The organism is Pseudomonas wuhanensis, from assembly GCF_030687395.1.
Lineage (GTDB): Bacteria > Pseudomonadota > Gammaproteobacteria > Pseudomonadales > Pseudomonadaceae > Aquipseudomonas > Aquipseudomonas wuhanensis.
Genome location: NZ_CP117430.1, coordinates 3,762,048 through 3,774,003 on the forward strand (window position 1 = coordinate 3,762,048; position 11,956 = coordinate 3,774,003).

Genomic DNA, 11,956 nt, shown 5'->3' on the forward strand with positions numbered 1-11,956 from the left:
GGCGCCTCAGATCTTGAACTGTTTGACCAGGACTTCGAGGCCGTGCCCGATGCCGTGGAGGTCATTGACCGTCTGCACGCCACGCTGGGTTTCATCGGCAACGCTGTCGATTGCCCGGGCGATTTGATGCACGCTGCGGTTAATCTCCTCCGCCACCGAAGTTTGCTCCTCCGCAGCACTGGCGATGTGCGCGTTCATGCTGTTGATAGTGGCGATTAATTCGACGATGTTGCCCAGCGACTCACCGGCCTGATGAGCCTGAGTGCTGGCCCCCTCCCCGGCTTCACCGGATTGATGCATTGAGGTCACGACGGTGTTGGTGGCTCGCTTGAGTCGCTCGATCATCGCCTGAATTTCCTGGGTGCTTTGTTGGGTACGACTGGCAAGAGCACGTACCTCGTCGGCAACCACCGCAAAACCTCGCCCGGCATCACCGGCACGGGCGGCCTCGATGGCCGCATTCAGGGCCAGGAGATTGGTCTGCTCGGCAATCGAACGGATGACATCGAGCACCGTGACAATCGCCGAAACGTCGCTTTGCAGGCTGTCCAGAGACGCACCGCTGCGTCCCAGGTCCAACGTCAGTCCCTGAATACGAGCAATGCTGCCGTCGACCACTTGCCGGGCGCGTCGAGTCTGCTGATCGGTTTCCATGGCCGCGTCCGATGCACTCTGAGCACTGACCGCGACTTCCTGCGCCGCCGACGACATTTGATTGATCGCCGCCGCTACTTGATCGGTCTCCTGACGCTGCTGCTCCATGGCCAGGTCCATATGCCGGGCCTGATTGGCCACTTGCCCGACAGCGTTGCTCAATTGCCCGGTCATTGCCACGATTTGACTGACCAACCCATGAATTTTGCCGATAAAAGCGTTGAATGAACCGGCCAACTGGCCGAACTCATCCTGGCTGCCGACGGGTAAGCGTCGGGTCAAATCCCCCTCACCGGCAGCAATCTCGTCAAGACTGTCGCGGATCAGCGTCAGCGGTCGCAGGCCGGCATTGACCAATAGCAGCGCCAATACGCCAATAATTGCCAGCAACACCACGGCCACCATGACGATCCCGTAAACAATACTGCTCACCCGTCGGTCGATGTCCGCACGAACCTGCGCCACCTGGGTTTCAATGCTGTCCAGATTGACGGCAGTGACCACTACCATGTCCCATTTGGGCAGGAAAAAACTGTAGGCCAGTTTCGGCACAACTTTATCGGTATTGACCAAGGCCCCGGCGTAGTTGACGTAGTGCGAGTCGTTCTTTGCTGCCGCGACCATCTCGCGATTCAGATAAACCCCGTCGCGGTCCTTGCGATCGCTCATGTTGGTACCCACACCTTCGCTGCTTTCACCGCGAAACAGGCGCACGACTTGACTATCGTAGCCGATGAAGTAGCCGTCATCGCCATACTTCATTTTCGACAGTTGGCTGATAGCCAGGGCCCGACTTTGCAGGTCGCCACTGTTTGCGTTGTTATACAACCCTGCTATGGAACTGCGGGCGATGCTTGCATAATCTTCGAGCCTGGTCCGACTCTCGGCCAGCAACCGATCGCGGGTTTGCGTGACTTCCTGCTCCGCCAACGACAGCAGGATCTTGCTGGTGGTGATACTCAGTACCACTGCGAACAACGCCACGGGCAGTAAGGTGAGCAGCAGTATTTTTCGTTTAAATGACATATCCGGTTTCCTTCGCCGCGCGACCTGGACTGCTAACTGAATAGGCGCCCGCAACCTGCTGCGAGCACCTTCCGGCGCCGTTACCAGAGAGCAATGTCGTAAGTGAAATAGATCCGGTTGCTGTCACGTCCGCGCGCGAAGTCCGAACGGTAGACATAGTTGCGCAGTTTCACGCCAAGCCCCTTGAATGTGCCGCTCTGGACCACATAGGCCAGTTCTGTGTCGCGTTCGGACTCTTTGATGTTGGTGTCGGACTTGCCATCGTTGCCTTTGAGATAACGGGTCATGAACGTCAAGCCAGGCACGCCCACCGGTGCAAAGTCGTAACCGTAACTGAGCATCCAGGTCTTCTCGTCCTCTTCGATGAACTTGCCGATGCCGACGTTGCTGAACGAGTACACCGTCGCACCGCTGATGTACGGCAGCCCGGCGTCACCGCTGAGTTGTTGATAACCGCCGCCAAAGGTGTGCCCCGCCACCGCGTAGGACAGTTGGCCGCTGAGCATGTCGTTATCAATTTTCGAGGCGTAGGAACGGCCCGCATCCTTGCTGTTGAAATAGCGCAGGTCACCGGTCAACACCCCGGGGCCCAACGGCAGATCATGCTGGATGCCGGCAAAATTCTGCCGATAGAAGTCTTCCAGCTCACCGTAGAAGTAACTCAGACGGGTGTTCTTGCCGAGTTTGTAATCACCACCGGCGTAGGTGAAATCGCCACCTTTATCGCCTGAGTAACCGTCAGGAACGATCGACACGCTGTCGGTGGAATCGCGCAGTTTGAATCGGTCCAGATGACCGCCCGTCAGGGTCAGGTTTTCGATATCGGTGCTGGTAACTTGCCCCCCCTCATAGGTCTGCGGCAGCAAACGCGCATCGTTGTAGATCAGTACCGGCGTTTTGGGCAGCAGAGTGCCGTATTTGAGGGTGGTCTTGGCCAGTTTGACCTTGGCCGTAGCCCCGGCACTGGCGAACTCGTCGGCGGCGCGACCGTCATCGTGCACCGGCAACAGACCGGTGCCACTGCGGCCACGCCCGGAATCAAGTTTGACCCCCAGCAGCCCCAATGCGTCGACCCCGAAACCGATAGTGCCGGGGGTGAAACCCGACTGAAAATCCAGCAGGAAACCCTGAGCCCACTCGGTGCGCTCACTTTTGGCGGTTCTGGCCGAACGCGCACTCAAGCCATGCTCATCGCGAAAGTTTTCGTTGATATAGACGTTACGCAGTTGCAACTTCAACTTGCTGTCGTCGATGAAATCACTCGCACCGGCAGTGGCCATCGGCAACACGCCCAGAAGAGGAAGAAAAGCCCCGCGAGTCAGAAAGTGGGTCATGTCGAACTACTCATATTGTTGTTTTAAGGATGCACGTGACCGCGCGTCCTCCATCGGACGCGTGAAGTTTTATTAAGTGGCGAGTCAGGGATGAATCAGGCGAACAGCGTCAAGGCCCCGGTCAGTAGGGCTAAAGCTGTGACCACCAGGGAAGTGAGCACCGCCCATTTGAAGGTGGCGCGCTGGAAGTCGCCCAGGTCGCGATCGACCATCCCCACCAGCAACAGGGTCGAGGCCACCAGCGGGCTCATCAAGTGCACCGGTTGGCCAAGAATCGACGCCCGGGCGATTTCCACCGGGTCGATCCCGTAGGCTGCCGCCGCGTTGGCGAGGATCGGTACCACACCGAAGTAATAGGCATCATTGGACAGCACGAAGGTCAACGGCATGCTGGTGATCGCCACCACCAGCGGAAACAGGTGCCCCCAGGACGGTGGAATCCAGTCCACCAGAGTTTGCGCCAATGCGTCGACCATTTTGGTGCCCGAGAAAATCCCGGCGAAGATGCCCGCGGCGAACACCAGCAGTACCACGGTCATGGCATTGCCGGAGTGGGCGAGAATGCGCTCCTTCTGAATATCCAGCTGCGGGTAGTTGATCATCAGCGCCAGCACGAAGCCAATCAGAAACAGGATTGCCGAGTGCATGAGCCCCATCACCAGCGCGACCATCACCGCCGTCACCAGCAACAGGTTGACGTAGGCCAGTTTCGGGCGTTTGTGCGGCGTGTCCTCAAGAATCGCCTTGATGTAGCAATCACTCCCGCCGCTTTGCAGCTGGACGTTGCCAATGCGTTTACGCTCGGCGCGGCCCAGCAGGAACGCGGTGAATACCACCCACGCAGCGCCGCCGATCATGGTGGGCAACAACGGAACAAAGTACGCCCCGGCATCCAGCCCCAGCGCGGCGATCGCCCGGGTCGCCGGGCCGCCCCAAGGGGTCATGCCGCTCATGATGCTCAGCGAGAGCATGGAAATAGTCGCCAGAATCATCGGGTTCATGCCGATGCGCTTGTACAACGGCAGCATCGCCGCGCAGGTGATCATGTATGTGGTCGTGCCGTCACCGTCCAGGGCGACAGTCAGCGACAGCAGCGCAGTGCCGACCGCAATTTTCATCGGGTCGCCGTTGACCCGCTTGAGAATCTTGCGGATCAGCGGATCGAACAGCCCCGAGTCGATCATCAAACCGAAAAACAGAATTGCGAACAGCAGCAGCGCTGCCGACGGGGCAACCATTTTCAGACCGTCGAGCATCATTTTGCCGGTGGTTCCACCAAAACCGCCGATCACCGCAAAGACGATCGGAACAACGGTCAACGCAACGATCGGTGACAGACGCTTGGTCATGATCAGAAAGGTGAACACAACCACCATGGCCAAGCCGAGTAAGGCGAGCATAGGGCAACTCTCTCTTGTTGTTATGGAGTGCGTGGCCGATGCGCAGGCGAACGACCCCGAGCCCGCCAGGCGACGCGATCAGCGACGCCCGGCAGCAGGTAGTTAAAAGGTTAGTTTTTGCAGCGCTTACGCGGTACTAAATGTGCGTGGGGGTCCCGACGGGGTCCCAGGTTTGATCGCCCTCCGGGACAGCCGGTGTTTTACCGTCCAGGGTATCGAGCAAGACCTGACGGTCGCAGGCGCTCTCGGAGATCGACATCACCACGGTCGCCACGGCGTTACTTGCCAGGCTGGTCAGGGCTCGCGCCTCGGACATGAAACGGTCGATCCCGATCAACAGCGCCAGGCCTGCCAACGGAATGTCGTGGATGACCGTGAGCGTGGAAGCCAGTGCCACGAAACCGCTGCCAGTCACCCCTGCCGCGCCCTTGGACGACAGCAGCATGATCGCCAGCATGGTCAAGGTTTGGGTCATGGTCAGATCGATGTTGCAGGCCTGGGCAATGAAAATTGCCGCCAGAGACAGGTAGATCGCCGTGCCATCGAGGTTGAACGAGTACCCCGTCGGCAGCACCAGCCCCACTACCCCCTTGCTGCAACCCAGGGCCTGAAGTTTCTCCAGCATGCGTGGCATGACCGGCTCAGTGGAGGAAGTCCCCAGCACCACCAGGAACTCTTCACGCAGGTAACGCAGCAGCTTCCACAGGCTGAAGCCGTGGGCGCGGCAAATGCTTCCCAGCACCACAAAGACGAAGAAGGCGCAGGCAACGTACAAGGTCATGATCAACTTCGCCAGCGAACCCAGCGAGGTGATGCCGTACTGTCCGACGGTGAACGCCAGTGCCCCGAAGGCACCGATCGGCGCAAAACGCATCAAGTAGGAAAAAATCTTGAAGACCATCTGCGATGCCGCTTCCAGTACGTCGAGCACTGGCTTGCCACGTTCACCCAGGGAAGACAGGGCGAAACCGCACAGCACCGCGATAAACAGCACCGGCAGCACTTCACCTTTACTGAACGCACCTATAAAGGTGTCAGGGATGATGTGCATGAAAAACTCGACCACCCCAAGCTTCGCCGCAGACTCGGTGTATTGAGACAGGCCCGCCGTACTCAAATGGCTCGGATCGATGTTCATGCCCACACCCGGCTTGAACACATAGACCGCGACCAGGCCGATGATCAGACTGATCACCGTCAGCCCGAGAAACAGCAGCATGGTCTTGCTCAGCAAGCGACCGAGGGAGCGTTTGTCGCTCATCCCGGCGATGCCGGTGACGATGGTGCAGAACACCACCGGCGCAATCATCATTTTGATCAGCTTGATGAAGGCATCACCCAACGGCTTGAGGGCAATGGCCTGCTGAGCCCAGAAGTGCCCGACCACGACGCCCAGCAGCACGGCGCAGAGGATCTGGAAGTAGAGCGATTTAACAACTTTCATGGCATCACCCATTTTTAGAATTGTTCTGATGCAAAAACGACAGTGACTGCGCGGGAAGGCTACCCGGCGAGCCGTTGGGAAACCGGGGCATACACAAAGCCGGAAAACAGCCTTCGGGCGGTACGAACAACGGAGGCGCGGATTGTCTCACCGTTCTCACCGGTGTAGGACAATACGACATCGATGCCGCCGCTCGGGTGCTCGATCCGCACCTGTTGCAGACGCGGCCCATCGGTATTGCCGAGCATCTGCGCAACCACACTGCCTTTGCTGACGCATGCCGTGGCCAGACCGATGGAACCAGTGATGGCCAGGGCTCGGTGGCAGTTGTGCGGCATGAAGTAGCGAACCTGCAACGTGCCACCGGCCTTGGCCGGTGAAACCAGCACAGGTTTGGGGATGACCTTGTCGCTGACGTCGCCCAGGCCCATGGCCGTGCCGGCCCGCAGTCGCAGAGCCTCGAGACGGCGCATAAAGTCTTTGTCGGTGTCCAGTTCGGCCGGCGTTTCATCGCCGCGTTTGCCCAGGTGACGCGCCTCGATGATCAGCATCGGCATGGCCATGTCGATGCAGGTCACCGGAATGTCGTCGAACCAGTCCTGGGTGCTGCCGGTTGGAAACAGCTTGCCGGTCTTGCTGCCCGCCGCGTCAAGGAATGTCAGTTGAACCGGTGCCGCGGTGCCAGGCACGCCATCGATGGCGGTGTCGCCTTCATAGCTGACTTTGCCGTCTGGTGTCTGCACGTCAGAGGTGACGAAGGTGCCGGTGTTGAGATTGCGAATCCGCACGCGAGTCAGCTCACCGGCCGCCTTGACCAGACCCTGCTCGATGGCAAACGGCCCGACCGCGCAGAGCATGTTGCCGCAGTTCGGGGCGGTGTCCACCCGACGCTGGGACACCATGACCTGAACGAACAGGTAATCGACATCGGCATCGGGATGCAACGAAGGGCTGACGATGGCGACCTTGCTGGTCTGCGGGCTGCCACCGCCGATGCCGTCGATCTCCAGTTCGTGACCGGAGCCCATCACCGAGAGCAGCAACTCATCGCGTTCTTCAACCGAAACCGGCAGATCCCAGGCGAGAAATACCGGTCCCTTTGAGGTACCACCGCGCATTAGCACACAAGGAATTCGTTGCATGGTCACTAACTCTTGTTGATCAATCGGGGTAATTGATGTCTTGCAAACAAGAGTGACAGGGAAGTAATTGTGTTTCCAATGCAAAGATCGGAGCAATTATTGCGTTTCACAAAAGAAAGTTTTACCGTGATTCAGCGCCCTCCTCCGACGAGATAGAACATGGAATATGAGCTTCAGGACATCCGATCTTTCGTGAAAATCGCCGAACTGGGGAGTTTTCACGAAGCTGCCGATGCACTGCATCTGTCACAACCAGCCTTGAGCCGACGGATAAAAAAACTTGAGGAGGGTTTAGGGACTACGTTGCTTGATCGCACCACACGCAAGGTCAGCCTGACCAGCGTCGGCCGCGACTTCCTGCCCAAGGCTCGTCGATTACTGGATGACTTCGACGATTCGATCCTGAACATCCGTGAATTGGCCGAACGGCAAATCGGTCAGGTGACCCTGGCCTGCATTCCAACCGCTGCGTTTTACTTTCTGCCGTCGGTGATTCGTCTTTATAACCAGCGCTATCCGAAAATCCGCATCCGCTTGCTCGACCTCAGCGCCAATGAAGGGCTCGAAGCAGTGTTGCGGGGGGAAGCTGACTTCGGCATCAACATGATGAGCGGCCAGCACCCGGACATCGAATTCGTTTCACTGGTCAACGAACCCTTCGTCCTGGCCTGCCGTCGTGACCATGAACTGGCCCAGCGGACGTCCGTGACCTGGTCAGAACTGAGCGATTACCGGTTGATCGGCGTCGGTCGCCTGAGCGGCAACCGCATGTTGCTGGACCACGCCCTGTCGGGCCTGAGCTGGCGTCCGCAGTGGTTTTATGAAGTGCAGCATTTGTCCACCTCGCTGGGCATGGTCGAAGCCGGACTAGGGGTTTCCGCCATGCCGAGCCTTGCGATGCCGGCGGCGGATCACCCGACACTGGTGAGCATCCCGCTGACTGACCCCGTGGTAAACCGGACACTTGGCCTGGTGTACCGTCGGGGCGCATCGTTATCGCCAGCGGCGGAGAAGTTCGTTTCGATTCTGCTCGAACAATGGCCCCACTGAACCATGGAGTTCGATCAACAACCTCGTTGCTGACTGAACAGACGCCAGCCTTTATCCTGACGCCCCGCTGAAAATCGGGCGAGCGCCGCTCTCGCCTGCACCACCCAGGAGTTCGTCATGCCCCACGAAGGCAACCTTTTACAAGCCGCTGTCGTCTTTTTGTTCGCGGCGGTGCTCACCGTCCCTTTGGCCAAGCGCCTGCAACTGGGGGCGGTGCTCGGCTATCTGTTTGCCGGGGTGATCATCGGGCCTTCGGTGCTGGGTTTGATCGGCAACCCGCAAAGCGTCCTCCATATTTCCGAACTCGGGGTGGTTTTGTTGCTGTTCATCATCGGCCTTGAGCTGTCGCCACGACGCTTGTGGGTGATGCGCAGATCGGTGTTCGGCGTGGGTCTGGCGCAGGTGTTGCTGACCGGTTCGGTGATTGGCGTGCTGGCGTTATTCGTGTTCGGCCAGTCCCTGAACAGTGCCATCGTGCTGGGCCTGGGCCTGGCGTTGTCATCCACTGCGTTTGGCTTGCAAAGCCTGGCCGAGCGCAAGGAATTGACCAGCCCCCATGGGCGGTTGGCGTTCGCGATTTTGCTGTTCCAGGACATCGCCGCGATCCCGTTGATCGCGATGGTGCCGCTGCTGGCCGGCGGTGATCACACCAGCAGCGCCACCGCAGATGTGAACCATGGCTTGCGGGTGCTGGGCAGTATTGCGGTGGTGGTGATCGGCGGGCGCTATCTATTGCGACCGGTGTTTCGCGTGGTGGCCAAGACCGGTCTGCCGGAGGTGTCCACTGCCACGGCCTTGCTGGTGGTCATCGGCACGGCATGGCTGATGGACCTGGCCGGCGTGTCCATGGCACTCGGCGCGTTCCTCGCCGGTTTGCTGCTGGCGGACTCCGAATACCGCCACGAACTGGAAGCGCAGATCGAGCCGTTCAAGGGCCTGCTGCTGGGGCTGTTTTTCATCAGCGTCGGCATGAGTGCGAATTTGAGCCTGCTTCTAAGCACGCCATTGGCGGTGCTGGGGTTGACCCTGCTGCTGATCGCGATCAAGTTGCCGCTGCTGTTTGTGGTCGGCCGACTGGCCGGAGGCTTGGGCAAGGTCAATGCGATTCGTTTGGGGATCGTGCTGGCGGCCGGTGGTGAATTTGCCTTCGTGGTGTTCAAGATCGGTCGGGATCAGGGCTTGTTCGAACCGCGTCTGTACGACTTGCTGGTACTGACCATCACCCTGTCCATGGCATTGACACCGCTGTTGCTGCTGGCCTGCGCACGGCTGGTCAAACCCAAGGTGCAACCGGTGGAGGTACCGCAGAAGTTTCGCGAAATCGACACCGACACACCCCGCGTGGTCATCGCCGGCATGGGCCGTATGGGGCAGATCGTGGCGCGGATTCTGCGGGCGCAGAACATCAAGTTCGTGGCGCTGGACACGTCGGTGGAAACCATCGAACTGTCCCGCAGCTTCGGCGGCGTGCCGGTGTTCTACGGCGACCCGATGCGCCCGGAAATCCTCAGTGCGGCCAAGGTCGAGCAAGCGGAGTTTTTCGTGATCGCCACCGATGATCCGGACACCAATATCAAGACGGCCGAGGTGGTGCACAGGCTCTATCCGCACATCAAAATCATCGCTCGCGCCCGTAACCGTCAGCATGTGCACCGGTTGGTGGATGTCGGGGCGCAGGCGGTGCGGGAAACCTATTACTCCAGCCTGGAAATGACCCGGCGCACCCTGGTTGGACTGGGGCTGACACAAGCCCAGGCGGATGCACGGATCAAGCGCTTTACCCATCACGACGAACAGGTGCTGGAAGCTCAGCACGCGGTGTATGACGATGCGGCCAAGGTGATGCAGACCGCGCAGGAAGCACGGGCGGAATTGGCAAAATTGTTTGAGTCGGATCAGCTGGAAGAGGAAGCGGGTAAGGTTTGAGGTGACGGTGAGGGCCTCTTCGCGGGCAAGCCTCGCTCCCACAGTGGAGCTATGTAGCACCACAAATCCCTGTGGGAGCGGGCTTGCCCGCGATGAACGATAACGCGGTGTATCGGATAAATAACAACAACCAAGGAATCCACAATGGCTACTGACTCCCCCGCCCTGAAGGAAATCTTCAACGCCGAACGCCTCGCGCACATCGCCACCGAGATGACCGCGGTCTATCCCGGCTTCGATGCCAAGGCTTTCCTGAAACTGGCCAAAACCGGTCTGGCGGAATTGTCAGTCATGCAACGCATGGCCCGCGTCAGTGAATGCCTGCACGCGGTGTTGCCACTCGATTATGAAGAATCCCTGGACGTCCTGCGTGCCCTCGCACCGCGCCTGAACAGCGCCTTCGTCAGCATGTTCTTGCCGCATTACGTCGCGACCTACGGCACTCATACGTTCGACCTGTCGATGAATGCGCTCAAATATTTCACGTCCTTCGGCTCATCGGAATTCGCGATTCGGCACTTTCTGCGCAGCGATATCGAACGCTCGTTGGCGCTGATGCACGATTGGTCGCTGGATGACAACGAACACGTCCGGCGCCTGGCGAGCGAAGGTAGCCGACCGCGCCTGCCATGGTCGTTCCGCCTGGAACAAGTCCAGGCCGACCCGACACTGGCGGCTGCGATCCTCGACAACCTCAAGGCCGACGACAGCCTCTACGTGCGCAAATCCGTGGCCAACCACCTCAACGACATCACCAAGGATCATCCCGAGTGGGTCCTGGCGCTGATCGAGGGTTGGTCGCTGGACAACAAGCATACGGCGTGGATCGCCAGACACGCGCTGCGCAGTTTGATCAAACAAGGTAACAAGCGGGCGCTGGCAATCATTGGCGCAGGCGGCAAGCCCGAGGTTGAAATCATTGACGTGAAGGTCGAACCGGCGGTGATTCGCCTGGGTGAGAAAATCACCCTGTCTTTCAGAGTGAAGTCCACGGTCCCGGACAGTCAGCGATTGGTGATCGATTACGCGATCGATTATGTCAAAGCCAACGGCAGCACCTCGGCAAAGGTGTTCAAACTTAAAGCCCTCACGCTGTCCGACAAGGCCAGCGAAGCCATCAGCCGCAGTCAGCACATCAAGGAACTGACCACCCGCAGGCACTATGCCGGCCAGCACGCGGTGCACATTCTGGTAAATGGCGAACGCTTGGCCAGCACCCAATTCCGAATTATCGCTGACGCTCATTGACGCCCACACCAGAGCCCCCGGGCAGCATGCGCGTGAGCGTGTTGTCGCGGACCCAGTAGTGATGGAACAACCCCGCCGCTGCATGCAAACCAATCAACCAGTAGCCAGTGCTGCCAAGCAATTCATGCCAATGCTTGAGTTGCTTGGCCAGATCGGGATCCACCGCCACCGGCGCCGGCATAAAAAAACCGAAATACGGCATCGGCTTGCCCCCGGCGGCCAGCATCAACCAGGCCAGTAGCGGCGTAGCGATCATCAGCCCATACAGCGCAAGGTGCATGAGGTGCGAGACGCCCGTCTGCCAGGTGGGCGGGGCCGGGGTAATCGGTGGCCGGGGCGTGAGGCGCCCGAGCAAGCGAACCCAGACCAGCGCAAAAATGCTCAACCCGAATACGCCGTGCAGCCCCAGGAAAAGGCCCCTCAAATCATTTCCACGGGGCAGTAGCCCTTTAATCTCGATGCAACCATAAACGCCGACGAACAGCGCCAGCATCAGCCAGTGCAAGGTGATCGAGAGTTTTCCATACCGGTGTACTGCTGAATCTCGGGTCATACAGGGCCTCGTGAAGATCAGTGGCGGCTGCCGATTCATTTCGTACAGCCTGGATCCGGTTTCGTCGAACCGACCGGCGCCACCCTGCCCATCCAGTCTTAAGACAGTCTGAAGGTCCACCTTCAGACTCCGTTAAGAATTGCCTTTGATACTCCTCCCAAACTTACTCAGGGAGGCGC

At 59.2% G+C, this 11,956-nt stretch carries 9 protein-coding genes and 1 pseudogene; 3 read left to right on the plus strand and 7 right to left on the minus strand.

Translation table 11 applies throughout. From position 1 onward, the window contains the following. Positions 1–6: 6 nt before the first annotated feature. The 6 genes and pseudogenes from PSH88_RS30495 to PSH88_RS17100 all read right to left on the minus strand — a co-directional run bounded on the left by PSH88_RS30495 (position 7) and on the right by PSH88_RS17100 (position 7,000). Complete coding sequence (locus tag PSH88_RS30495; RefSeq protein ID WP_370694706.1) at positions 7–828, minus strand: methyl-accepting chemotaxis protein; 822 nt, start codon at positions 826–828, stop codon at positions 7–9. Positions 829–912: 84 nt separating this feature from the next. After that, positions 913–1,680 (minus strand): annotated as a pseudogene (locus PSH88_RS30500) (cache domain-containing protein); the annotation flags it as partial. Between the two features lie 80 nt (positions 1,681–1,760). After that, positions 1,761–3,014 (minus strand): OprD family porin, encoded by a 1,254-nt coding sequence (locus tag PSH88_RS17085; protein WP_305421652.1) that lies wholly within the window; start codon positions 3,012–3,014, stop codon positions 1,761–1,763. Between the two features lie 95 nt (positions 3,015–3,109). Beyond that, positions 3,110–4,414: a CitMHS family transporter gene (locus PSH88_RS17090; protein WP_305421653.1), complete on the minus strand. Its 1,305-nt coding sequence runs from the start codon at positions 4,412–4,414 to the stop codon at positions 3,110–3,112. 136 nt (positions 4,415–4,550) lie between these two features. Beyond that, positions 4,551–5,870 (minus strand): C4-dicarboxylate transporter DctA, encoded by a 1,320-nt coding sequence (gene dctA / locus PSH88_RS17095; RefSeq protein WP_305421654.1) that lies wholly within the window; start codon positions 5,868–5,870, stop codon positions 4,551–4,553. A 47-nt stretch (positions 5,871–5,917) separates the two neighbouring features. Continuing rightward, on the minus strand, positions 5,918–7,000 hold the full coding sequence (locus PSH88_RS17100; protein WP_305421655.1) for a 4-oxalomesaconate tautomerase: 1,083 nt from the start codon (positions 6,998–7,000) through the stop codon (positions 5,918–5,920). A gap of 159 nt (positions 7,001–7,159) precedes the next feature. On the opposite strand from PSH88_RS17100, the gene PSH88_RS17105 reads away from it, so the two are divergent. The 3 genes from PSH88_RS17105 (at position 7,160) to PSH88_RS17115 (ending at position 11,224) form a co-directional block, all read left to right on the plus strand. Further along, positions 7,160–8,050, plus strand: a complete 891-nt coding sequence (locus PSH88_RS17105; RefSeq protein ID WP_105345608.1) for a LysR family transcriptional regulator — start codon at positions 7,160–7,162, stop codon at positions 8,048–8,050. Positions 8,051–8,167: 117 nt separating this feature from the next. Beyond that, positions 8,168–9,976 (plus strand): monovalent cation:proton antiporter-2 (CPA2) family protein, encoded by a 1,809-nt coding sequence (locus PSH88_RS17110; protein ID WP_305421656.1) that lies wholly within the window; start codon positions 8,168–8,170, stop codon positions 9,974–9,976. A 144-nt stretch (positions 9,977–10,120) separates the two neighbouring features. Further along, positions 10,121–11,224, plus strand: a complete 1,104-nt coding sequence (locus tag PSH88_RS17115) for a DNA alkylation repair protein (protein ID WP_305421657.1) — start codon at positions 10,121–10,123, stop codon at positions 11,222–11,224. On the opposite strand, the gene PSH88_RS17120 is transcribed toward PSH88_RS17115, so the two are convergent. Next, positions 11,205–11,777, minus strand: a complete 573-nt coding sequence (locus PSH88_RS17120) for a cytochrome b (protein ID WP_305421658.1) — start codon at positions 11,775–11,777, stop codon at positions 11,205–11,207. The genes PSH88_RS17115 and PSH88_RS17120 overlap by 20 nt on opposite strands. Positions 11,778–11,956: the final 179 nt, after the last annotated feature.

Coding starts and splice junctions, on each gene's coding strand:
- PSH88_RS17090 (WP_305421653.1), bottom strand. CDS start 4,414: ATGCTCGCCTTACTCGGCTTGGCCATGGTGGTTGTGTTCACCTTTCTG.
- PSH88_RS30495 (WP_370694706.1), bottom strand. CDS start 828: ATGACCGGGCAATTGAGCAACGCTGTCGGGCAAGTGGCCAATCAGGCC.
- PSH88_RS17110 (WP_305421656.1), top strand. CDS start 8,168: ATGCCCCACGAAGGCAACCTTTTACAAGCCGCTGTCGTCTTTTTGTTC.
- PSH88_RS17120 (WP_305421658.1), bottom strand. CDS start 11,777: ATGACCCGAGATTCAGCAGTACACCGGTATGGAAAACTCTCGATCACC.
- PSH88_RS17100 (WP_305421655.1), bottom strand. CDS start 7,000: ATGCAACGAATTCCTTGTGTGCTAATGCGCGGTGGTACCTCAAAGGGA.
- dctA (WP_305421654.1), bottom strand. CDS start 5,870: ATGGGTGATGCCATGAAAGTTGTTAAATCGCTCTACTTCCAGATCCTC.
- PSH88_RS17085 (WP_305421652.1), bottom strand. CDS start 3,014: ATGACCCACTTTCTGACTCGCGGGGCTTTTCTTCCTCTTCTGGGCGTG.
- PSH88_RS17115 (WP_305421657.1), top strand. CDS start 10,121: ATGGCTACTGACTCCCCCGCCCTGAAGGAAATCTTCAACGCCGAACGC.
- PSH88_RS17105 (WP_105345608.1), top strand. CDS start 7,160: ATGGAATATGAGCTTCAGGACATCCGATCTTTCGTGAAAATCGCCGAA.